Below are 20,909 nucleotides of genomic sequence, written 5' to 3' on the forward strand. Positions count from 1 at the left end.
CCCTTCCTCACAAACTAAAATGCCCGCGCCGAGGCGCGGGCAGATTGAAACTCCGTCGAAAGCCTCACGGCCTTACGTACCGTCCGCCTGGTCGTAGGCGTCGATGATCTTCGCGACCATCGGGTGGCGCACCACGTCTTTCGCAGTGAAGTAGTTGAAGCTGATCCCCTCGACATGGCCGAGGATACGCTCCGCGTCCTGAAGGCCCGAGGGCATCCCGCGCGGCAGGTCCACCTGAGACCGGTCGCCGGTGATCACCATCCGCGAGCCTTGGCCCAGACGGGTCAGGAACATCTTCATTTGCATGGTCGAGGCGTTCTGCGCCTCGTCCAGCACCACGAAGGCGTTCGACAGCGTGCGACCGCGCATGAAGGCGAGCGGTGCGATCTCGATCCGCTTCTCCTCCAGCAGCTTCGCAAGTTGCTTGGCCGGCAGGAAGTCGTTCAGCGCGTCATAGAGCGGCTGCATGTAAGGATCGACCTTGTCCTTCATGTCGCCGGGCAGGAAGCCCAGACGCTCGCCCGCCTCGACGGCCGGACGCGACAGGATGATCTTGTCGACATGACCACCGATCAGCATGGTCACACCCACAGCCACCGCGAGATAGGTCTTGCCGGTGCCCGCAGGCCCGATCCCGAAGGCCAACTCGTGTTCGAAGAGATGCTTCACATAAGCCTTCTGTGCCTCGGTGCGCGGCTCGACCTGCTTCTTGCGGGTGCGGATCTCGAACTTGCCTGCCTCGAACATCTCGAGTTGCTCGTCGACCGTGGTCCCGGTGCCGCCCAGATCGGCCATGCGCAGCGCCGCATCGACCTCTTCGGCGTCGATCGGCTTGTTCTGTTCGAGGCGTTGATACAACTGATGCAGCACGGCGGCGGCTTGCGATTGCGCTTCGGGCTCGCCCACCACGGCCAGTTGGTTGCCACGCCGAAGGATGTGAACCTGAAGCTTGTGCTCTATCTGGGCCAGATTGCGGTCGAATTCACCGCAAAGATCGATCAGCAGCCGGTTGTTGGGGAACTCAAGAAGCGTCTCGTGAGCATCCTGAGAGCGAGGCGGGGGTGTGATCGCGCTGAAGCCCAAATACAGAGTCTCCTTAGCTGGTTTGGTAAAGATATGGTGCCTGCCTCGGGGGTTTCACGCAAGCACTGGTTTCCCGCCCTCCTAGGCGCGGCAGCAAATTTCATCAAACTGAAACCAAAAAACGCAGGCGCGGTTCCGCTTGGCGGCATTGCCTATTTATTAGGCGAATCCGGTTTCGCAAGGGAATGCGCGGCGATACGCTGACCGAGGATGCCACCTCTTCGCCGTGCCGCATCATGCCTTCCGAATCGCTGGCTGTGAAAAAGGACCTTCGGGGCTCAGAAACAAGCTGCAAAAGCCAAAGGCCCCACAACCCTAGCGCGAGCACTGTCGCAACAATCGGAACACCCGCTGTCTTTTTCGGCTATTGTTCTCACAAACCCGGCAAATATCGACAATCTCTCGCCAATTTAGGTTTATTCAGGGCAAACTGCACCCTGACGGCGCTCGGGTCGGAGGGATCTTGAGCGCCGCATGTTATTCCGCTGCCCGATCAGGAGAGTCTCGAGAGATGAAGACCATTGCAATCACCGCCGCCGCGTTGCTCACCGGTATGGCGTTCGCTGGCGCCGCACAGGCCGGTACGAGCTGCTACACCGGCCCGGTCGGGCGCGATCACGTCAACAACCAGACCGTCTGCGGACCGACCCGCAAGCAACAGATTCATATCGACTGCTTCCGCGGCCCGTGGCGCGAGACGATCTGGGATCACCCGCAGGGCAGCTTCGTCGATGATCTGGTGGCTTTCGGCTACGATTACGGCGATGCGAACGGCCTCGCGACCCAGATCTGCAAGAACGAGAGCCTCGTGGGCAACCCGGAAGGTCTGCGTAGAGAGCTTCTGAAAGCGATCGCAAACGACCCGCCTGGCCCGAACTGATCGTTCAGGGTATCTAATCAAAAAAGGGCCGCGGATCACGCGGCCCTTTTCATTTGAGACGTCGACGCGAAGAGAGCTCAGATCAACTCGCCCGCCAGCGAATTCGGCGCCGTGCCGGTGATCCGCACCTTCGCCAGAACGCCGGGGCCAAGCCCCTCGCCCGAGACATGGACCGCCTGCAGGTAGTCGGATTTGCCGACCCATTGGCCGTCCAGCCGCCCGGGCTTCTCGAAGAGGACGTTCACTTCGCGCCCGATCATGCTTTCCTGACAGGCCCGCTGCTGCGAGGTCAGAAGCGCCTGAAGCTCTTGCAGCCGCGCATCGGCGACCTCGGCCGGCACCGCGCCCTTCGCGCCTGCCGCGGGCGTGCCCGGGCGCGGCGAGTATTTGAACGAATAGGCCATCCCGTAATTGACCTCGCGGATCAGCGCCATCGTATCTTCGAAATCCTGATCGGTCTCGCCGGGGAAGCCCACGATGAAATCGCCCGAGATCACGATGTCGGGGCGCGCGGCGCGGATACGCTCGATCAGGCGGATATAGCTCTCCGCCGTATGCTTGCGGTTCATCGCCTTGAGGATCTTGTCCGAGCCCGATTGCACCGGCAGATGCAGATAGGGCATCAGCTTCGGCTCGTCGCCATGGGCCGCGATCAGATCGTCTTCCATGTCATTCGGGTGCGAGGTGGTGTAGCGGATACGCTCCAGCCCATCGATCTTGGCGAGCGACCGGGCCAGCCGCGCAAGCGACCAGTCACCGCCCTCACCTTCCCCGTGATAGGCGTTGACGTTCTGACCCAGCAGAGTGATCTCGCGTACGCCTTTCTCGACCAGCGCCTGCGCCTCGCGCAGAATCTTGTCGGCCGGGCGCGAGATCTCGGCCCCGCGCGTGTAAGGCACCACGCAGAAGGCGCAGAACTTGTCGCAGCCCTCCTGCACCGTCAGGAACGCGGTCGGGCGCGCCTGCACGGGCCGCGCGGGCAGGTGGTCGAACTTGTCTTCCAGCGGGAACTCGGTCTCGACGGGGCGCGCGCCATTATCGGTCCGCGCGACCAGTTCGGGCAGCTTGTGATAGCTTTGCGAGCCGACGACCAGATCCACCAGATCCGAGCGCCGCAGGATCTCGTCGCCCTCGGCCTGCGCGACACAGCCCGCGACGCCGATCTTCAGATCGGGCTTGGCCTCCTTGAACGGACGCAGGCGGCCCAGATCGGAATAGACCTTCTCGGCCGCCTTCTCGCGGATATGGCAGGTGTTAAGCAGCACCATATCCGCCGCGCCCACATCGTCGGTCAGCTCATAGCCCTTGGCGCCCATGGCCTCGGCCATGCGCTCACTGTCATAGACATTCATCTGACAGCCATAGGTTTTGATATGCAGCTTTTTCGGAGCGTCGCTCATGCCAATCCTCGCGCGTCTTTCCAGCGGGCCTGATACAGCCAAATCACCCTTTCCCGCAAGGTCGCGCTTGGGGCGGGCCGTAAAGGCTTGATTTCATGCGGGCCTTCCCCGATCCTGCGCCCGAAGACCCCGCGAAAGGGCTGCATCGGGCATGAAATATTCCTCGCTGATCGATTTTCTCACCCGCCAGAGCGCGGCGCTGGCCAAAGGCCCGCTCGGCGTGATCCTCGCCGAGGACGGGATCGAACTGGAGAGCACGATCCGCCACCATATCGACCTCGGGTTTCCGATGCTGCTGGTTCTGGGCCATGCCGCGATGGACCTGCCGGACGATCTGGCCGCCGACAGCCCGACGAAAATCTACCGCATCGATTTCGAGCTGAACCGCCGCGACGCAGCCCCCCTTGCGATCAACCCGATCATCGCCGCTGCGCCCGCCGGAACCTGGCTCTATTACTGTTTCAACGCGGAATACCTGTTCTTCCCCTTCTGCGAGAGCCGCTCGATCGGCGAGGTTCTGAGCTTTCACACCGAAGAGCGCCGCGCCTCGATGCTGAGCTATGTGATCGACCTCTATACCGGCGATCTGGAGGCGCATCCGAACGGCGTCGATACCGAGAACGCGATGTTCGACAAGGCAGGCTATTACGCGCTGGCCCGGCTCGACCCCGAGAACCACGACCATCCGAAAGAGCGGCAGCTGGATTTCTTCGGCGGGCTGCGCTGGCGCTTCGAGGAGCATGTCCCGACACAGCGCCGCAAGATCGACCGGATCGCCCTGTTCCGCGCCAAGTCCGGCCTGAAGCTGCGCCCCGATCACACGTTCAACGACGAGGAATACAACACCTATTCCTGCCCGTGGCACCATAACCTGACCTGTGCCACCGCCTCGTTCCGGGTCGCGAAAGCGCTGAAGTTCAATCCCGGATCGACCTATGACGTGCACAGCTTCACCTGGGTCAATTCGGAACGCTTCAACTGGTCGAGCCAGCAGCTCATGGATCTGGGCCTCATCGAACCCGGCCAGTGGTTCTGATCCGCCCCGCCAACTGATCCCCCTTCGGTTCCCGAACTATGTCTGCACAGGTGCAGGGTCATCTGTGCAATTCCTTAGTAAAAGAATCGCCTTTACAATCCCGATCATTTCACTCAGGTTATTTCCATCAGCCAGTCGATCCCCGACGAGCCGTTTTCGCGAGATGGAGACCGGAGATGAAACGCCCCTCTTCCCCCGGCCCCCGATACCGGGCCGACACGCATGTTGATATCGATCCGCCGCTGAGCCTGCGCGACATCGTCGAGGCGCTGTGCAGTGGCTTCCCCCCGGGCCAGAGCGCGCTCGAAGCGACGCTCGACCGGATCGAGGGAGGCCGCAGATGAGCATCAATGAAAGCTTCGCCAACGCCCTGCCCGTCCATGACGCAGAGGTGCTGACCGGCAAGGGCAACCTCGCCCATATCGTGCTGGACGGTCAGGTCTATACCCTGCGCATCACCAAGGCGGGCAAGCTGATCCTGACAAAATGAGCGCAGTCTTGCGCCATCCACAGATCCCGAACGTCTGAAGCCGCCCGATCGTCCCTCGGGCGGTTTTTTCGTCTCGACGACGCGTATCGCTGCGATCATGGGGGAATGGAGCGGGTGATGGGAATCGAACCCACGTCTTCAGCTTGGAAGGCTGCGGCTCTACCATTGAGCTACACCCGCGCTCTGGCCTCTCCTTAGCGGTCCACGCCGCACCATTCAAGCGGGATCGGCAAGAGGTTCGCGCAAACCCGGCCCCGAGGCGCGGTTCGAATTGACCTCCTGCCCCACGCGCCACGCCTGCAGGATGCCCTCGGGCCTTGGCTGCATCAGGGTCGCCGCGCCATGGCCCTCCTCGCCCAGCCATTTCGCCCAATCGGCTTGCTCGAGAACCAACGGCTCGCGGTGATGGATCGGGGCGAGGGTCGGCCCCGCCGGCAAGGTCACGATGGCGCAGGTGGTCAGCAACTCGCCGCCCTTCTCCCAATCCTGCCAGAGCCCGCCGAACACCATCGGCGCGCCGTCCTTGCGCAAGACGTAGTAAGGCAGCTTCGCCTCGCCCTCGCGATGCCATTCGTAAAACCCGTCCGCCGGGATCAGGCAGCGCCGCGACCGGATCGCTTCTCGGAAGGCAGGTTTTTCCGCCACTGTCTCGGACCGCGCATTGATCAGCAAAGGCCCATCCGTCGGTGTCTTGTACCAATGCGGGATGAAGCCCCAGCGCATCGCCCGCAACTGCCGCTGCCCCTCACCGGAGACACAGACCGGCAGGCTCTGGGTCGGGCAGATGTTGAACCGCTCGCCATCGGGCACGTCATTGCCCGGCACCGCCTTGAACAGACGCGCCATCGCATCGACGGGAAGGGTGTTGGCCATACGTCCGCACATGGCACAAAGCTATGCCGCCACGCGCGCGGCACAAGCCCCACGCTTGACCGGACGGCGCGTTTTCGGGCAAGGGAAAGCCATGTTGATTTACAAAATCCTCCGCCGCCCCGAATGGGATGCATTTCGCGAAGCCGGGCACACGCTCGGCGCGCCGGTCGACCTCGCGGACGGCTATATCCATTTCTCCACCGCCGATCAGGTCGTCGAAACGGCTGCGAAACATTTCACGGGCGAATCCGATCTGGTGCTGGTCGCCTTCGATTCCACCGCGATGGGCGCAGACCTGAAATGGGAGCCCTCGCGCCGCGATCAGCTCTTCCCGCATCTCTACCGCCCGCTGAATCTCAGCGAAGTCGTCTGGGACCACGCCCTACCCCTGGGGGCTGCGGGCCATATCTTCCCGAAGGAAATGTCGTGACCACCCTGATCGAGCGCGTGGGCCTTGCGGCCTTCCAGAAGATCGACCCGGAAAAGGCCCATGGCCTGTCACTGCGTGCTCTGCGGATGGGGCTCGCGCCCCTGCCCGGCCCGATCACCTCGCCGCGGCTAAAGACCGATCTGGCGGGGATGTCGCTTCTCAACCCGGTGGGCCTCGCGGCGGGCTTCGACAAGAATGCCGAAGCCGTGCCGCAGCTGATGCGCGCAGGCTTCGGCTTCATCGAAGTCGGTGCCGCAACGCCCCGCGCACAGGAAGGCAACCTGCCGCCCCGCCTCTGGCGTCTGCCCGCCGATCGCGCCGCAATCAATCGCTTCGGCTTCAACAATCAGGGCATGGAGCCGATCACCGAGCGGCTGGCAAAGCGCCCGCAAGGCATTCCGGTGGGACTCAATCTGGGCGCCAACAAAGACGCCGCCGACCGCGCGAAAGATTTCGCAACGGTGCTGGCCCATGCCGGCCCGCATCTGGATTTCGCGACGGTCAATGTCTCCTCGCCCAACACCGAGAAGCTGCGCGACCTGCAGGGCAAAGCCGCGCTGTCGGCGCTGCTGGCAGGCGTGATCGAGACCCGCGACGGTCTTGCGCGCCGCATTCCGGTCTTTCTGAAAATCGCCCCCGATCTGAGCGCCGAGGAACTGGCCGAGATCGCCGAGGTCGCGCTGGAAAGCGGCATCGACGGGATCATCGCGACCAATACGACGCTCTCGCGCGAGGGGCTGACCTCGCCGAACCCCTCCGATCAGGGCGGCCTTTCGGGCGCGCCTTTGTTCGAGAAATCGACCCGCGTTCTGGCGCAGCTCTCGCAGCATACTGCGGGCGCGCTGCCGCTGATCGGCGTGGGCGGCGTGGGCTCCGCCGAACAGGCCTACGAGAAAATCCGCGCAGGCGCCTCGGCGGTGCAGCTCTATACCGCGATGGTCTTCGCGGGCCTCTCGCTCGCCGCCGATATCGCGCGCGGCCTCGACGCTCTTCTGGAACGCGACGGCTTCGCCAGCGTTTCCGAGGCAATCGGCACCGGGAGGGACAAATGGCTGTAACGATCTGGCACAATCCGCGCTGCTCGAAATCGCGCGAGACCTTGAGGCTGCTCGAAACCCGCGGGATCGCCCCTGAGGTGCGCGACTACCAGAAAGAGCCGCCGACCATGGCCGAGCTGCAGGACGCGCTGATGAAACTCGGCCAGCCCGCCGCCGCGATGATCCGCTGGAAGGACACCGACCTTACGAAAGACGCCGATGAGAATGAAATCCTCTCGGCGCTGAGCGCCAATCCGAAGCTGATCGAACGCCCGCTCGTGCTGACGGACACGGCGGCCCGCATCGGTCGCCCACCCGAGACGGTTCTCGAAATCCTTTAAGGTTGAGGGGCGCTGCCCCTCTTCGGCTCCGCCGAATTCACCCCGGGATATTTCAATCAAGGAGAAGCAAAACAGCCTCTTCGCCTTGGCCCGAATATCCCGGGGGAATCTCCGGAGGAGATGGGGGCAGAGCCCCCTCTCCCTTAAGTCTTGTCGCCCTACGGCGACGGGGGGGGGCAGCGCCCCCTACCCGTTCAGATCCTTGATCAGTCGCCCGTGCTTACGAAGCTCGGCCACCAATTCGCCGAAGGTCCGCAAGCCCCGCGCCTGCAGCGCCGGGAGCATCTTCAGGAAGGCATCCGCCGTCGCGACCGTGTCGCCGATCGCGGTGTGACGCGCCTCCTCGGGGATGGTGATGCCGAGGCGATGGGTTAGCGCGTCGAGCGTGTGGCTCTCGGATTGCCCGAACACCACCGCCGACAGCAGCACCGTGTCGAGGATCGGATGGTCGAACCGTTCGCCGATCGCCACCTCCTTGCGATGCAGGAATTCCATGTCGAAGGGCGCGTTATGCGCGATCAGCACCGCGCCCTCGGCGAAGCGGTGGAAATCGCGCCCGACCTTCGCAATGTCCGGCGCGCCTTCGACCATCGCGTTCGAGATGCCATGCACCTCGGTCGAGCCGGGCGGGATCGGGCGTTTCGGATCGACGAGCGTATCAAAGACCTCGGTATCGATCCGTCGACCGTTGACGATGCGCACGGCGGCGATCTGCACGATCTCGTCGCCCTCGGTGGGCAGCAGGCCCGTGGTCTCGGTGTCAAAGACGACATAGGTCAGATCGGTCAGCGGCGTATCGGCGATCTCGGCGACGCGCTCGCGCGAGAGCAGGTCGAAATCATAGACCACCGCACGCGGCACCGGCTTCGGGCGCTTGGTGACATGGCGCGCCTCGCGCAGCGGGATACATAGCCGCGCCCGCGTGTCGCCCAGCTTCTCGGGCCAGATTTCGGCGGCATGGGTGGTCAGCACGCGATGCCCGGTGACATCCTCCAGCCCGACATCGAGCGGCTGATCGAGCCAGCGCTCCAGCTCGGAGATCGGGACCGGCGCGCCTTCCCATTCCAGCGCGATCAGCGCGCCGGGGCCGTCCTCGGTGATCTCCAGCCGGAAATCGCGCCGGTCGGTCAGGCGGCGCACCAGCCCCGCCAGCAGGGCCACCATCTCGAAGCCCTCGCAGCGTAGCATCAGCCCCGCCGTGACCGGCAGGATCGCCCCGCCCTCGGCGGTCACCCGCGCGGCCACCGCCTGCCCCAGATCGGAGGCGCGGATCATCGCCAGCGGCCACCAATCGGCGCGGTTCGCCTCGTGGCGCTCGAAGAATTCGTGGATCGCGGCGGAGAGGTGATGCGCCTCGGAATTGGCGGCCTCGCGAACCCGGTCGCGCGCGGGGCCCGGCGCAGGGCCGTCATCGGCGGTCAGCACCCCGATCAGCGATTGCAGGGCTGCGGCAGGGCGGCGGATGCGGTCGAAAAGCTCGTCCATCAACTGCTCGCGCTGCGCATGAGAGGCCATGTCGCCCGAGACATCGCGCAGCGTCAGCACATAGCCCGGGCGCGCGCTCAGATAGTGATCCTCTCCCTCCGACAACAGCCGCATCCGGGCGGCGAGCACCCGGCCCTCCGCCTTGGTCGAACAGAGCAGATCCGAGGCCGCATCCGGGTCTTCGGTGGCCAGAAGACGCTCATAGGCATGGGCAATCGGCGGCTGATTGAGATAGTCGAAGACGCGCCGATCCAGCCCCGGCGCATGGGCAGAGCCCAACAACTCCACCGCCTGCCCATTATAGAAGGCCAGCTGATGATCGGCGGTGCAGAGCAGCACGCCCACCGGCACATCCGACAAGAGCGCCTCGAGCCGCTCCTTCTCCTGCGCGAGCCGCGTCGTCTCGCGCTGCACGGCTTCGGTCAGGGCGTTACGGGTTTCCGACAAGTGACGCGTGACCGAGGCCGCGGCGGGGGCCAGATCGCCCAGATAACGCGCGATATCGGCATCCATCTCGCCCTCGATTTCGGCCGTGGTGCGGGCGCGCAGCATCCCCGAGAGCCGCTCGATCGGCTTGGCCACGTTCTCGTCGAACAGAAACCAGATCCAGGCGATCAGCCCGAGGATCACGAAGCCCGCAACCGCGCCGCCGATCACCATCGCATTCAGAAGCTCAGGGTCGCCAAGCCGGGTGAAGCCGAACCACAATCCCGCCACCAGCGCCACCAGATTGCCGAGCGCCAAGGCGGCGAAGAACAGAAACACCCGGGTGCGCAGGGAAAGCCGGGTGAGATCCATCAGGCCGTCTCCCCGTCGAGGATACGGTGGACCTCCTCGCGCAACTCGCGCAGCTCGAAGGGTTTGGCGATGAAACCGTCTGCACCGAGCGCGAGGCCCTTGCGGCGCTCCATCGCGGAACCGCGCGCGGTCATCATCAGGATCTTCACATCGCCGAGGCCCTTGTCGGCGCGCACGCCCTCGCAGATCTCGTAGCCCGAGACCTCGGGCAGCATCACGTCGAGGAGCACCAGATCGGGGCGGGTCTCGCGGATTTTCTCCAGCGCGCCGCGCCCGGTATCGATCCGGTCATGCTCGAACCCCTCGCGGCTCATCAGATAGTCGAGCGCGATGGCGATATTGTCCTCATCCTCCACGATCAGGACGCGATGTTTCCTCCCCCCCGGCATGGTCTCATCCTCCTGCGCATACCGCTTTCAGCCCCGGGTCGTCGGGCGTGAGTTTCAGCCAGCCGCCGCCCGAAAGCTCTCCGTCTTTCGTCAGCGTGGCCCCGTTCACCAGATCGGCGCGGCTGTCGGTCTTGCAGTCATAGACCGTCGGCACCGTCTGCAAATTCTGCCAGCGTCCGATCAGCAGCAGATCCGTCTCGGCCAGCTCCGGCTTGCCCGCGACGGGATGCTCCACCTTGCCCGCATCGACCGCCATGAAACGCGTGACCATCGGCACAAGATAGGTCCAAGGCCGCCACGGCACGCTTTCGTCGATCGGCTGCAGCACGACGACCGTATCGGGCATCTCGGAGCGCATATTGGGAAACCACGAATACTCGCTCCAGACCGTATAGCCGATCAGCGCCGCCCCGATGGCTGCGGGCATCGCCCATTTCGGCAGCTTCTCGCCGCGGAACCTCTTGCTCAGATGCGAGAGCAGGAAGACCACGAGGGCGGCCAGCAGGCCCGCAGCAAGGGTCGAGATGAAGTCGTTCGTCATAAGCTCTCCTCAGCTCATCGCGCCTTTGCCGTGACCGGCGGCCGATTGCATGGTGCGCACCACCACGAAGGCGTCGCGCAGATGCGAGCGTTCGAAATCGGACAGGTCCGAGGGTGCAAGATAATTGTCGGGCTTGCGCCCCGAGCGCGCGAGATGCGCCTGGTTCTCCAGCCGCATCGACGCGATCAGATCATAGGCCTCGACCAGATCACGCGCGCCGGAATGGCTCAGCACGCCGGCATGTTCGGCCTCGATCAGACGGGCGCGGGTGTTCACCTCCGGAAGGCGGCCCTGCAGCGCGTAGATGCGCGCCAGATCGGTCACCGGGACCACGCCGTTATGCTTCATGTCGATATGGTTGCGATGCTCGCCCGAGCGGATCGTGGCGAAGCCCCGGATCAGGCCGAGCGGCGGGTGATGCTTGAGGCTGTTGGCGATCATATGGGCCACGAAGATCGAGTTCTTCGACGCCTTCGCCAGGGTCTCTTCCTGCAACTGCTGGAACAGCCCCGCCCCGTTGCCGCCGATCGCGCGCAGATCGAACATCACCGAGGCGAGCATCTGCGCCTCGGGGTTGGGCTTGGCGATCCAGCCGCGGAAATAGTCGCGCCAGACGCGGACCGGCTGACACCAACGCGGGTTCGTCGCCATCATGTCGCCGGGGCAATAGACGTAGCCGCAGGCATCCAGCCCGTCCGAGACGATTTTCGCGAGCTGGCGGAAATATTCCATATCCGCTTCGGTCACGGCGTCGTCGAGGATCAGGCAATTGTCCTGATCGGACACCCCGGTCTGCTCCTGACGCCCCTGCGAGCCGCAGGCCAGCCACAGATAGGGCACCGGCGGCGGCCCCAGCGCCTCCTCGGCCATCTTCAGCAGGCGGCGCGTGACCGCATCGGCGATATCGGTGATCAGCCGGGTAATGACCTCATGCGCGTGATGCCCGCCCACGAGCTGCACCAGAAGCTGCGGGATACGCGCGGTGACGGTAGCCATTTCCGGCACGGTCTCGGCGCCCGCCACATCGCGGATCAGCACGGCCGAGCTGACGGCCTGAAAGCGGGTCAGATCGGTTTGGGTGATCATGCCCACGAAGCGCCCGCGATCGGTGATCGGCAGGTGGCCGACGCGCTTTTCCAGCATGACATGCAAAAGGTCGGTGCCCAGCCCCTCGGGGGTCAGCGTCACCGGATCGGGGGTCATCACCTCGCCCACGGGCGTATCGGGCGCACGGCCTTCGGCCAAAACCTTGTTCGACAGATCGCGGACCGTGACGATGCCCACCAGCCCCCCCTCGGGATCGGTCACGCCGAGCGAGGAGATATGCGCATCGCGCATCTGCCGCGCGGCTTCGGTGACGGTGGTCTCGGGCGCGCAGCCCATCGGCTCCTGTGCCAGAAGATCGGCGATCTTCATCGTGGCGATGGAATTGGTGCGGGTCTCGCCGCCGCGCACGCGGTTGAAGAAGCGCGCGAAGGCGGGGGCGTTTTGCGACAGCTCGCGGAACTCTTCGACCGGCAGTTCCAGCAAAACGGTCTCGGCGGTGGTGCGCGCGGTGGTCGCGGCCAGACCGTCGCGCATCAGCCCGCGCTCGCCAAAGGTGTTGCGTGCGCCGAGGATCGAGACCAGCGCCCCGTTCTGATCGGTGACTTCGACCGCTCCGCGCTTGATCAGGTAGATGCCCTTGAGCGGCTCGCGGTAGGAATAGACGGTCTCGCCCGCGGGCAATTCTCTGCGGCGGAAGGAACTGGCGACATGCTCCAGCTCGTTGCGCGACAGATTGTCGTAAGGGTGGACGCCTTCGAGAAATGCGAGGATCGGGGTCAGATCGGCGGCCATGATCTTGTCCTTTGGGTGGTGGCGGCGCCCCGAGGGGCGCCTGCCGAAGCTTCAGAGGTCGGGACGAGGTTACCCCCGTCCCTCTTCCCTGTCTTAGTGGTCGACTGCCGCACCGGCGCCTTTCGGCACGCGGATCGACTCGACGAGCTCCTGGATATCTTCCGGGGTCTCCTTGGTCGCGTTCGACACGACATAGGCCACGATGAAGTTCAGGACCGCGCCGATAACCCCGAAGGAGGTCGACTTGATCGAGAGGATCATCGGGTTCGCATCCGTGAACGTGTTGGTGTCCGGGATGAAGAACCAGCCCTTGTGCAGGAAGATGTAGATCAGCGTGGTCGCGAGACCCGTGAGCATACCTGCAACAGCACCGGTGTTGTTGATGCGCTTCGTGAAGATGCCCATCATCAGTGCCGGGAAGATCGACGACGCTGCCAGACCGAAGGCCAGAGCCACCGTCTGTGCCGCGAAGCCGGGCGGGTTCAGACCCAGATAGGTCGCCACGACGATCGCCACGGCCATCGAGATACGGGCGGCCAGAAGCTCGCCTTTTTCCGAGATGCCCGGATTGATCTGCGACTTGATCAGGTCGTGCGAGACCGCCGACGAGATCGCCATCAGAAGACCAGCCGCCGTCGACAGAGCCGCAGCCAGACCACCGGCCGCCACCAGCGCGATCACCCAACCCGGCAGGTTGGCGATCTCGGGGTTGGCGAGCGTGATGATGTCGCGGTTCACGGTCAGTTCGTTTGCGTCGCTCGCATTGTACTCGATGCGGCCGTCGCCGTTCTTGTCGTCGAAGGACAGAAGACCGGTCTGGGCCCAGTTACGCACCCAAGCGAGGTTCTGGTCGTTCTCGATCGCGGTCATTTCCACGGCCGGCTCGGTCACGCCATTCGGGTAGAAGGTCGAAACGAGGTTCAGACGCGCCATTGCACCCACAGCCGGAGCGGTCAGGTAGAGAAGCGCGATGAACACCAGCGCCCAACCCGCCGAGGAACGCGCGTCGGCGACCTTCGGAACGGTGAAGAAGCGCACGATGACGTGGGGCAGACCGGCGGTACCGATCATCAGCGTCATGGTGAACAGGAACATGTTCAGCGTGGTGTCATGCTGGCCGGTGTAGGACGCGAAGCCCAGAGCCTCGACGGTGTCGTTAAGCGTCGACAGGATCGGCGCGCCGGTGTTGACGTCGTTCGAGAACAGGCCAAGACCCGGGATCGGGTTGCCGGTCAGCTGCAGCGAGATGAAGATCGCCGGGATGGTGTAGGCGATGATCAGCACGACGTACTGAGCCACCTGCGTGTAGGTGATGCCCTTCATGCCGCCGAGAACCGCGTAGAGGAACACGATCGCCGCGCCGATGAACAGGCCGGTGGTGTTGTCCACTTCGAGGAAGCGCGAGAACGCGACGCCCACGCCGGTCATCTGACCGATAACGTAGGTGATCGACGCAACGATGAGGCAGATAACGGCCACGGTGCGCGCGGTTTGCGAATAGAAACGGTCGCCGATGAATTCCGGCACGGTGAACTTGCCGAACTTGCGCAGATAGGGCGCAAGCAGCATGGCCAGAAGCACGTAGCCACCGGTCCAACCCATCAGATAGGTCGAGGTGTCGTAGCCACCAAAGGCGATGAGGCCAGCCATCGAGATGAACGACGCGGCCGACATCCAGTCAGCGCCCGTAGCCATACCGTTGACGACCGGGTGAACGCCGCGACCCGCGGCGTAGAATTCCGACGTGGAACCCGCACGGGCCCAGATCGCGATGCCGATGTAGAGCACGAAAGTCGCGCCGACCACCAGCAGGTTGAGGGTAAACTGATCCATGTCCCTCTCTCCTCCCTGAGATTATTCTTCGACGCCGTGCTCGCGGTCCAGTTTGTTCATCCGCCACGCATAGGTGAAGATGAGCACCAGGAACACGAGGATCGAACCTTGCTGGGCGAACCAGAAGCCAAGATCAGTGCCACCAATTTTGATGCCTGCCAGCATCGGGCGCAGCAGGATGCCGAAGCCGAAGGACACGATGAACCAGATCACCAGAGAAATCTGGATGGTCCGGATATTCGCCTTCCAATAGGCGTTGGACGAGGATTTGTCCGCCATGAGACTAACTCCCTTTAGTTTCTCTCCAGACGGGCCCCTCATGGGCCCGCCCCTCCCCAAAAATCAGGCCGAGACGCGCTTTACGATCGACCCAAGGCCCGAGGCGATCTCGTCGATGGAGCCCATCGCCTCGATCTCCTCGAGAACACCGAGCGCCTTGTAATGGGCGATCAGCGGTGCCGTTTGCGCGTGGTAGGCCTCCAGCCTCGCGCGCGCCGTCTCGGCATTGTCGTCGGCCCGGCGTTTGAATTCCGTGCCGCCGCATTTGTCGCAAACACCCGCAACTTCGGGCTGCTTGAACTCGTCATGATAGCCTTCGCCGCATTTGGCGCAGGTGTAGCGGCCGGCGACGCGGGCGATCATCGCCTCGTCGTCGACCTCCAGGCTGATCGCTGCGGTCACCGACTGGCCACTCTCCTCCAGAAGCCTGTCGAGCGCCGCTGCCTGACCGGCGGTGCGCGGGAACCCGTCGAGGATCACCCCTTTCGCAACATCCGGTTCAGCCATGCGATCCTGCAGGATCGCCAGAACGATCTCGTCCGAGACGAGACCGCCCTCCTCCATCACCGCTTTCGCGGCGAGACCGGCCTCGGTGCCCTGAGACACCGCGGCCCGCAGAAGATCGCCCGTCGAGAGCTGCACGAGGCCGAACGTCTCTTCGAGCATCCGCGCCTGCGTGCCCTTGCCCGCGCCCGGAGGGCCGAGAAGGATCAGAACGGCAGGCTTCGTCTGCGTCATGGTCGTGCTGTCCGACATCATTTGTTCCCGCGATTTTCGATCAGTTCATCGACGACCGAAGGATCGGCCAGCGTCGAGGTGTCCCCGAGCGACCCGAAATCGTTCTCGGCGATCTTGCGCAGGATGCGGCGCATGATCTTGCCCGAACGGGTCTTCGGCAGGCCGGGCGCCCATTGGATGACATCGGGTTTCGCGATCGGACCGATCTCGGTGCGGACCCACTTCTCGAGCTCCTTGCGCAGCTCGTCGGACGGTTCGACATCGTTCATCAGCGTGACATAGGCGTAGATGCCCTGACCCTTCAGCTCGTGCGGGTAGCCGACCACGGCGGCCTCGGCCACGGCCTGATGCGCGACCAGCGCGGACTCGACTTCCGCCGTGCCCATGCGGTGGCCCGAGACGTTGATCACGTCATCGACACGGCCGGTGATCCAGTAGTAGCCATCGCTGTCGCGGCGGCAGCCGTCACCGGTGAAGTAATAGCCCTTGTACTGGCTGAAATAGGTCTCCTGGAAACGCTCGTGATCGCCCCAGATGGTGCGCATCTGGCCCGGCCAGCTGTCCGAGATGCAGAGCACGCCTTCGGTCTCGGTCTCGTCCTGCTTCACCGCGGTCTGCGGATCGAGGACGACCGGCTTCACGCCGAAGAACGGACGGGTTGCCGAGCCGGGCTTCGTGGGTGTCGCCCCCGGAAGCGGGGTCAGCATGTGGCCGCCGGTCTCGGTCTGCCAGAACGTGTCGACGATCGGGCATTTGCCCTTTCCGACGTATTTGTCGTACCAGGCCCAGGCTTCGGGGTTGATCGGCTCACCGACCGAACCCAGCACCTTGAGATCGGACAGATCGTATTTCTCAACCCATTCCGGCCCTTGGCCCATCAGCGAGCGGATCGCGGTGGGCGCGGTGTAGAACTGGTTGACCTTGTGCTTTTCGCACACGGCCCAGAAGCGGCCCGCATCCGGATAGGTCGGCACGCCTTCGAACATGATCGTGGTCGCGCCATTCGCGAGCGGCCCGTAGACGATGTAGCTGTGGCCGGTGACCCAGCCCACATCGGCGGTGCACCAGAACACGTCGCCATCATGGTAGTCGAACGTGTATTGCATCGTCATCGCGGCGTAGACGAGATAGCCGCCGGTGGTATGCACGACGCCCTTCGGCTTGCCGGTCGAGCCCGAGGTGTAAAGGATGAACAGCGGATCTTCCGCATTCATCGGACGCGGCGGACATTCGGGCGAGACGTTCTCCATCATCGCCTTCACGTCGACATCGCGACCGTCGATCCACGAGGTCTGGTCGCCGGTATGCTTCACGACGAGGCAGCGCACCTTGTCCGAGCAGTGCAGCAGCGCCGCGTCGGCATTCGCCTTGAGCGGCGTGCGACGGCCACCGCGCGGGGCGGTGTCGGCGGTGATGACGACCTTGGCGCCCGAGTCGTTGACACGGTTGGCCAGCGCGTCGGGCGAGAAGCCCGCGAAGACGATCGAGTGGATCGCGCCGATGCGCCCACAGGCGAGCATCGCGTAAGCCGCCTCCGGGATCATCGGCAGATAGATCACGACGCGGTCGCCGCGCATCACGCCCTGGCTCGAAAGCACGTTGGCGAAGCGGTTCACCTTCTCGGACAGCTCCTTATAGGTGATGTGCTGCGCCGGGGTTTCCGGATCGTCGGGCTCGAAGATGATCGCGGTCTGGTCGCCGCGCGTGGCGAGGTGACGGTCGATACAGTTCACGCTGGCGTTCAGCACGCCGTCCTCGAACCATTTGATATCGACATGGCCGAAAGTGAAATCGGTGTTCTTCACCTTGGTATACGGCGTGATCCAGTCGAGGCGCTTGCCCTCGCGGCCCCAGAACTTCTCCGGATCGGTGATCGATTCCTGATACATCTCGCGATATTTCGCGGCGTCGGCATGGGCGTTCTCGAAGCCCGGCGGGACCTCTTTGACCTCTGGAACCTGAGTCACCTTGTCTTGCGCAGTCATGAGCTTCCTCCCAGCAATTTCGCATTGCGGCACGGCGTGTCCGCATGTCGCCCGCGTGATAGTGCAGGCCCTCTACCCCGCGCCACTGTAACTCAAAGGTTAAGATTCATGTAACCCCCTTTATACGCTACATATTTCTGTAAATTTTTTGACACCGGTTGCGCTAACGCTGTAAATGCACGGAAATGAGGCAGAAAATAGGCAAGCCAATTCAAGTGCTTGCCTGTAGCGTTTCCGCTCGGACCCGACTGAATTTGAAAATCGACCGCACGGTTAAAATCATGCCGCGGCTGCGACGAGACGAATCGGACGCTCAGAATGATTCGGCGCGCGACCTTCCGTTACGGCATACTGTGGATAACTTCGACGATTGTCGCCCGCAGGCCCGCGCCCTACCATCGCGCCGCCTTGAAGGAGCCTCCCATGCCACAGCCGACCCCGCCGACCAACCCGATCCGTCCCACGGATGCCGAGGCCCGCGCCTTGGCGCAAACCCTGATCCGCGAAGCCCGGTTCGGCGCGCTTGGCACGCTCGACCCGGATACGGGCGCGCCGGCCGTAACCCGCGTCGCCCTCGGCCCCGGCCCTAAGGGAGAGCTGTTAACCTTCGTTTCCAGCCTCGCGGCGCATACGACAGCCCTGCTCCGGGACCGCCGGGCCGGGTTGCTGCTTGGCGAGCCCGGCGCGAAAGGCGACCCGCTCACCCATCCCCGCCTCTCGCTGCAGGTCGAGGCGCATGCCATCCACCGCGACGATCCCGCCTTCCCGGCGATGCGCGACCGCTGGCTCTCCGATCATCCGAAATCGAAGCTCTATATCGACCTGCCCGATTTCTTCTTCTTCGATCTCCGCCCGATCTCGGCCAGCCTCAATGGCGGCTTCGGGCGCGCCTTTCGACTGACGCCCGCGGACCTGACATAAAAACAGCGCGCAGGACTTTCGCCCCACGCGCCGCCTTGCCGATCCGCCCGCCCCGGCCCGGATCGGCCCCGCCTTTGCATCCCGTCAGATCGGGTTATCCATCCGGAGCGTGACCTGCAGCCGGCCCTTCGCCGCCTCCGGCCAATTCACCGTGATCTGGTTCTTGGCCGCGCCCTGCTCCACCGCGACATAGGGCATCGCCTCGATCCGCGCCCCCGCGCCGTCGCGCACCATGCCCTCGGCGATCAGACTCTGCACATTACGCGCCCAGCCCCCGAAGGGCAGATACTCGCTCGCATCCACCGTCCAGACCGATTGCGCCGTGGACTGGTTCACCTCGACCATCACCGGGTTCTGCGAGATGTCGTTGATCGCGTTGAACATATTCGCCTCGAAGACCACGTTGCGCACCCGCGAGCGGTCAATATCCGCGAAGCTCGTGTCGATCTTCTCGATCCGGTCGACACTGCCGTTGAGCGACTTGAACACGTTGTTCGTCACGCTCAGCCCTTGGATGAAATGCCCCGGCCCATAGGGCTTGATCGAGAGCCACGTGAACCACGGCGCGACGTTGATGCACACGCAGGTATTGCCCGTCACCGTCAGCCCGCCAAAGCTGTATTCACTCGCGAAATCCGGCTCGGCGTCATGCTCGTTGGTCCACTCGATCACCGAGTTGTCGATGTAATTGCCGGTCACCGCCGACTGGACATTGGTCTGGGTGAAGACCAGCCCCGCCACGCGCACGCCATTGCTTTCCTCGTCGCCCTGAAACCAGTGATTGCCGACGATCAGGTGCCCCGAGCCATTCAACACGAAACTCGTCCCGAAGCGCACGAAGCGCGAGTCGCGGATCTTGCTGTCATTGGCATTGACGTTGAGCACCATCGACTTGCGGTCCTGCGCGGGCACCAGCATCTCGTCGGACAGGAACTGACAGCCATCGATCAGCAGATCCTGACACCCCCGCCCGATCGAGGTGATCGCGCGATCCTTGGGCCGCACCACATAGCTGTCGCGGATCTGGAACATCTGCCCATCCGGCGCCAGCATGATGCAGCTCGCCGCGCCGTTGCAGAGGAATTCCACATTGGCGATATTGAACCGGTCGAGCTTCTCCATCCCGGAAAAATCCAGCACATACTGGTGGCGCGTAAACGTGTAGGTGCGCGTACCCGATCCACCGTAAAGCGGCTGCGAAAGATACAGTGTCTGCGCGCCGACATTCTTCGACTTCACATAGACCTCGCGCCCGACCCCGGTGCCGGTGATCCGCGCGCCAACGGGGATGTTGGCGATATTGGCGACCGAGGTCAGCTGCATCGACTGGCTCACCGAATAGGTCGCCTGCGACGTCACCACCTCATCGTCCCAGGCAGAGCCAGCGATCACGTTGATCTGCCCGTTCTGCAGAACCCGGCGGTTGGAAAAGCTCGTAAGGTCCGGCGCGATCTCCTCGATACGGATCGGTTCGGTCACCTCGACGCGGCGGCCTTTCAGGTCCAGCACGTTGTGATCGGTATAGCCGAACAGCGCCTGCAGCGCCTTCTTGAAGCCCGCCAGCTCATCGCCGAACGCCGCCGCATAGGTCGGAAAGTCGAAGGACGACATCAGCGCCAGTTTCGCCGCAGTTGGCATCACCAGCGTGCCCACGAACTCGACCGGCGACGAGATCGAAATCGTGCGGCCCAGGTAATACACCCCCTCCGAGACGAGAACCTTGCGCCCGTTCGCCGCCTGATCGGCCGCGTTGAACGCCGCGACATTGTCAGTCGTCCCGTCGCCCACCGCGCCGTAGTCGCGCACATCGACCCAGCCCATCAGGTCGCGCAGGAAAGCCTCGGTCACATCCTCGACCTCGATATCGTCGATGCGCACCACGCCGCCATTCGCGCCGGTCAGGTCCAGCCCGAAATGCCCGTAGACCGCATCCAGCCCCCACGGCATATCGACACCGTCGCGCGAGCCGGTCCCGACGATCGCAGACACCTCGACCACCGCGCCATAGCTTTGCAGCGCGACCGTCGGGCCGACCTCGACCACGCCGCTCACATGGGCACCCGATCCCGTCGCCGCATAGCCCGCGACGCGGACCTCCGGCAGGTTGCCGCTGACCGCCTTCACCCGCGCCCGGATGCGCAGATAGGTGCCCGGCAGGATCGGCGTGTCGCCCATGTAGCGCAGCTTCTGCACCGTCTGCGTCTTCAGCATCTCCAGACAGCCGCCGAAATCCGCATCCGCCGGTACCAGCACGGCATTGCCCGTGCTCTCATAGGTCGTGGAGCCCGGCGTGCCATCCTCGCTCGACCATTGATCCAGCCCTTCGGCGAATGCGGGCGGGGTCAGCACCAGCCCTTCGGTAATCGCGACGTTCATCTGCAATCCTCTTGTCCATGTTCCCACCCGCGCGCCCCTTGCCATGCCAATTGCGCGCCGGGACCGACCGAAAGCGCCCGCGCTTCGGCCCGAACAGAGCTAGAAGGAAAGGTTAAAGAAGACCTGAGAGGGCCGTTCGCAGCCTCCGGTCATAG

21 protein-coding genes and 1 tRNA gene are annotated in these 20,909 nt (G+C 63.9%); 9 read left to right on the forward strand and 13 right to left on the reverse strand.

Annotated features, from left to right (window positions below):
- Positions 1 to 72 precede the first annotated feature (72 nt).
- The gene (locus tag BMI86_RS14960) at positions 73 to 1,005 is read right to left on the reverse strand and encodes a PhoH family protein (protein WP_246831752.1); all 933 of its coding nucleotides are present in this window, start codon (positions 1,003 to 1,005) and stop codon (positions 73 to 75) included.
- Here BMI86_RS14960 and BMI86_RS21485 point away from each other — a divergent pair.
- Together BMI86_RS21485 and BMI86_RS14965 are read left to right on the forward strand one after the other, a co-directional pair.
- Positions 886 to 1,287, forward strand: coding sequence for a hypothetical protein (locus BMI86_RS21485; protein WP_246831754.1), 402 nt, complete (start codon positions 886 to 888; stop codon positions 1,285 to 1,287). The two genes, BMI86_RS14960 and BMI86_RS21485, sit on opposite strands and share 120 nt — an antisense overlap.
- Before the next feature lie 307 nt (positions 1,288 to 1,594).
- Positions 1,595 to 1,963 carry a hypothetical protein gene (locus BMI86_RS14965; protein WP_078542121.1) on the forward strand — a complete coding sequence of 123 codons (369 nt, stop codon included), beginning with the start codon at positions 1,595 to 1,597 and terminating at the stop codon, positions 1,961 to 1,963.
- Between the two features lie 77 nt (positions 1,964 to 2,040).
- Here the strand turns inward: BMI86_RS14965 and miaB are convergent, their stop codons facing one another.
- Positions 2,041 to 3,363 (reverse strand): tRNA (N6-isopentenyl adenosine(37)-C2)-methylthiotransferase MiaB, encoded by a 1,323-nt coding sequence (gene miaB / locus BMI86_RS14970; RefSeq protein WP_078542122.1) that lies wholly within the window; start codon positions 3,361 to 3,363, stop codon positions 2,041 to 2,043.
- A 151-nt stretch (positions 3,364 to 3,514) separates the two neighbouring features.
- Between miaB and BMI86_RS14975 the strand changes: the two genes are divergently transcribed.
- The 3 genes from BMI86_RS14975 to BMI86_RS14980 all read left to right on the forward strand — a co-directional run bounded on the left by BMI86_RS14975 (position 3,515) and on the right by BMI86_RS14980 (position 4,889).
- Complete coding sequence (locus BMI86_RS14975) at positions 3,515 to 4,399, forward strand: glycosyltransferase family 2 protein (protein WP_078542123.1); 885 nt, start codon at positions 3,515 to 3,517, stop codon at positions 4,397 to 4,399.
- Between the two features lie 176 nt (positions 4,400 to 4,575).
- Positions 4,576 to 4,743 carry a hypothetical protein gene (locus BMI86_RS21295; RefSeq protein WP_158522126.1) on the forward strand — a complete coding sequence of 56 codons (168 nt, stop codon included), beginning with the start codon at positions 4,576 to 4,578 and terminating at the stop codon, positions 4,741 to 4,743.
- Positions 4,740 to 4,889, forward strand: a complete 150-nt coding sequence (locus tag BMI86_RS14980) for a hemin uptake protein HemP (RefSeq protein WP_075774069.1) — start codon at positions 4,740 to 4,742, stop codon at positions 4,887 to 4,889. Before BMI86_RS21295 ends, BMI86_RS14980 begins: the two co-directional genes overlap by 4 nt.
- A gap of 106 nt (positions 4,890 to 4,995) precedes the next feature.
- Here the strand turns inward: BMI86_RS14980 and BMI86_RS14985 are convergent.
- Positions 4,996 to 5,069 (reverse strand) — tRNA-Gly (locus BMI86_RS14985).
- 36 nt (positions 5,070 to 5,105) lie between these two features.
- Positions 5,106 to 5,774: an SOS response-associated peptidase gene (locus BMI86_RS14990; RefSeq protein ID WP_078542124.1), complete on the reverse strand. Its 669-nt coding sequence runs from the start codon at positions 5,772 to 5,774 to the stop codon at positions 5,106 to 5,108.
- Between the two features lie 79 nt (positions 5,775 to 5,853).
- On the opposite strand from BMI86_RS14990, the gene BMI86_RS14995 reads away from it, so the two are divergent.
- Genes BMI86_RS14995 through arsC form a run of 3 tightly spaced genes read left to right on the forward strand, consistent with a single transcriptional unit; the run spans position 5,854 to position 7,570 of the window.
- Positions 5,854 to 6,192 carry a DUF952 domain-containing protein gene (locus BMI86_RS14995; protein ID WP_078542125.1) on the forward strand — a complete coding sequence of 113 codons (339 nt, stop codon included), beginning with the start codon at positions 5,854 to 5,856 and terminating at the stop codon, positions 6,190 to 6,192.
- Between the two features lie 5 nt (positions 6,193 to 6,197).
- Positions 6,198 to 7,250 (forward strand): quinone-dependent dihydroorotate dehydrogenase, encoded by a 1,053-nt coding sequence (locus tag BMI86_RS15000; protein WP_078542384.1) that lies wholly within the window; start codon positions 6,198 to 6,200, stop codon positions 7,248 to 7,250.
- The gene (gene arsC / locus BMI86_RS15005) at positions 7,241 to 7,570 is read left to right on the forward strand and encodes an arsenate reductase (glutaredoxin) (protein ID WP_078542126.1); all 330 of its coding nucleotides are present in this window, start codon (positions 7,241 to 7,243) and stop codon (positions 7,568 to 7,570) included. The genes BMI86_RS15000 and arsC overlap by 10 nt, the downstream gene beginning before the upstream one ends.
- Positions 7,571 to 7,756: 186 nt before the next feature.
- On the opposite strand, the gene BMI86_RS15010 is transcribed toward arsC, so the two are convergent.
- The 8 genes from BMI86_RS15010 to acs all read right to left on the reverse strand — a co-directional run bounded on the left by BMI86_RS15010 (position 7,757) and on the right by acs (position 17,457).
- Positions 7,757 to 9,853 (reverse strand): exonuclease domain-containing protein, encoded by a 2,097-nt coding sequence (locus tag BMI86_RS15010; protein ID WP_078542127.1) that lies wholly within the window; start codon positions 9,851 to 9,853, stop codon positions 7,757 to 7,759.
- Positions 9,853 to 10,242: a response regulator gene (locus BMI86_RS15015; RefSeq protein WP_078522624.1), complete on the reverse strand. Its 390-nt coding sequence runs from the start codon at positions 10,240 to 10,242 to the stop codon at positions 9,853 to 9,855. The genes BMI86_RS15010 and BMI86_RS15015 overlap by 1 nt, the downstream gene beginning before the upstream one ends.
- A gap of 4 nt (positions 10,243 to 10,246) precedes the next feature.
- Complete coding sequence (locus tag BMI86_RS15020) at positions 10,247 to 10,783, reverse strand: hypothetical protein (RefSeq protein WP_078522623.1); 537 nt, start codon at positions 10,781 to 10,783, stop codon at positions 10,247 to 10,249.
- A gap of 9 nt (positions 10,784 to 10,792) precedes the next feature.
- Positions 10,793 to 12,622 (reverse strand): DUF294 nucleotidyltransferase-like domain-containing protein, encoded by a 1,830-nt coding sequence (locus tag BMI86_RS15025; RefSeq protein ID WP_078542128.1) that lies wholly within the window; start codon positions 12,620 to 12,622, stop codon positions 10,793 to 10,795.
- 93 nt (positions 12,623 to 12,715) lie between these two features.
- Positions 12,716 to 14,455, reverse strand: coding sequence for a sodium:solute symporter family protein (locus BMI86_RS15030; protein ID WP_078542129.1), 1,740 nt, complete (start codon positions 14,453 to 14,455; stop codon positions 12,716 to 12,718).
- 21 nt (positions 14,456 to 14,476) lie between these two features.
- Entirely contained in the window at positions 14,477 to 14,734 is a 258-nt protein-coding gene (locus BMI86_RS15035; protein ID WP_075774060.1) for a DUF4212 domain-containing protein, read from the reverse strand.
- 63 nt (positions 14,735 to 14,797) lie between these two features.
- Positions 14,798 to 15,493, reverse strand: a complete 696-nt coding sequence (locus BMI86_RS15040; protein ID WP_078542130.1) for an adenylate kinase — start codon at positions 15,491 to 15,493, stop codon at positions 14,798 to 14,800.
- A complete protein-coding gene (gene acs, locus BMI86_RS15045; RefSeq protein WP_078542131.1) occupies positions 15,490 to 17,457 on the reverse strand; it encodes an acetate--CoA ligase in 1,968 nt (655 codons plus the stop codon). The genes BMI86_RS15040 and acs overlap by 4 nt, the downstream gene beginning before the upstream one ends.
- Positions 17,458 to 17,880: 423 nt before the next feature.
- Here acs and BMI86_RS15050 point away from each other — a divergent pair, with 423 nt between their 5' ends.
- The gene (locus BMI86_RS15050) at positions 17,881 to 18,378 is read left to right on the forward strand and encodes a pyridoxamine 5'-phosphate oxidase family protein (RefSeq protein WP_078542132.1); all 498 of its coding nucleotides are present in this window, start codon (positions 17,881 to 17,883) and stop codon (positions 18,376 to 18,378) included.
- 84 nt (positions 18,379 to 18,462) lie between these two features.
- Here BMI86_RS15050 and BMI86_RS15055 read toward each other — a convergent pair whose 3' ends face one another.
- On the reverse strand, positions 18,463 to 20,754 hold the full coding sequence (locus BMI86_RS15055; protein ID WP_078542133.1) for a glycosyl hydrolase family 28-related protein: 2,292 nt from the start codon (positions 20,752 to 20,754) through the stop codon (positions 18,463 to 18,465).
- Positions 20,755 to 20,909 lie beyond the last annotated feature (155 nt).

It is taken from the genome of Thioclava sp. DLFJ5-1 (genome assembly GCF_002020115.1).
In the GTDB taxonomy this organism is placed as follows: Bacteria; Pseudomonadota; Alphaproteobacteria; order Rhodobacterales; family Rhodobacteraceae; genus Thioclava; species Thioclava sediminum.

Coding starts and splice junctions, on each gene's coding strand:
- miaB (WP_078542122.1), bottom strand. CDS start 3,363: ATGAGCGACGCTCCGAAAAAGCTGCATATCAAAACCTATGGCTGTCAG.
- BMI86_RS14995 (WP_078542125.1), top strand. CDS start 5,854: ATGTTGATTTACAAAATCCTCCGCCGCCCCGAATGGGATGCATTTCGC.
- BMI86_RS15010 (WP_078542127.1), bottom strand. CDS start 9,853: ATGGATCTCACCCGGCTTTCCCTGCGCACCCGGGTGTTTCTGTTCTTC.
- BMI86_RS14990 (WP_078542124.1), bottom strand. CDS start 5,774: ATGTGCGGACGTATGGCCAACACCCTTCCCGTCGATGCGATGGCGCGT.
- BMI86_RS14965 (WP_078542121.1), top strand. CDS start 1,595: ATGAAGACCATTGCAATCACCGCCGCCGCGTTGCTCACCGGTATGGCG.
- arsC (WP_078542126.1), top strand. CDS start 7,241: ATGGCTGTAACGATCTGGCACAATCCGCGCTGCTCGAAATCGCGCGAG.
- BMI86_RS14975 (WP_078542123.1), top strand. CDS start 3,515: ATGAAATATTCCTCGCTGATCGATTTTCTCACCCGCCAGAGCGCGGCG.
- BMI86_RS15015 (WP_078522624.1), bottom strand. CDS start 10,242: ATGCCGGGGGGGAGGAAACATCGCGTCCTGATCGTGGAGGATGAGGAC.
- BMI86_RS15035 (WP_075774060.1), bottom strand. CDS start 14,734: ATGGCGGACAAATCCTCGTCCAACGCCTATTGGAAGGCGAATATCCGG.
- BMI86_RS15030 (WP_078542129.1), bottom strand. CDS start 14,455: ATGGATCAGTTTACCCTCAACCTGCTGGTGGTCGGCGCGACTTTCGTG.
- BMI86_RS15050 (WP_078542132.1), top strand. CDS start 17,881: ATGCCACAGCCGACCCCGCCGACCAACCCGATCCGTCCCACGGATGCC.
- BMI86_RS15020 (WP_078522623.1), bottom strand. CDS start 10,783: ATGACGAACGACTTCATCTCGACCCTTGCTGCGGGCCTGCTGGCCGCC.
- BMI86_RS15055 (WP_078542133.1), bottom strand. CDS start 20,754: ATGAACGTCGCGATTACCGAAGGGCTGGTGCTGACCCCGCCCGCATTC.
- BMI86_RS15040 (WP_078542130.1), bottom strand. CDS start 15,493: ATGATGTCGGACAGCACGACCATGACGCAGACGAAGCCTGCCGTTCTG.
- BMI86_RS21295 (WP_158522126.1), top strand. CDS start 4,576: ATGAAACGCCCCTCTTCCCCCGGCCCCCGATACCGGGCCGACACGCAT.
- acs (WP_078542131.1), bottom strand. CDS start 17,457: ATGACTGCGCAAGACAAGGTGACTCAGGTTCCAGAGGTCAAAGAGGTC.
- BMI86_RS15025 (WP_078542128.1), bottom strand. CDS start 12,622: ATGGCCGCCGATCTGACCCCGATCCTCGCATTTCTCGAAGGCGTCCAC.
- BMI86_RS14980 (WP_075774069.1), top strand. CDS start 4,740: ATGAGCATCAATGAAAGCTTCGCCAACGCCCTGCCCGTCCATGACGCA.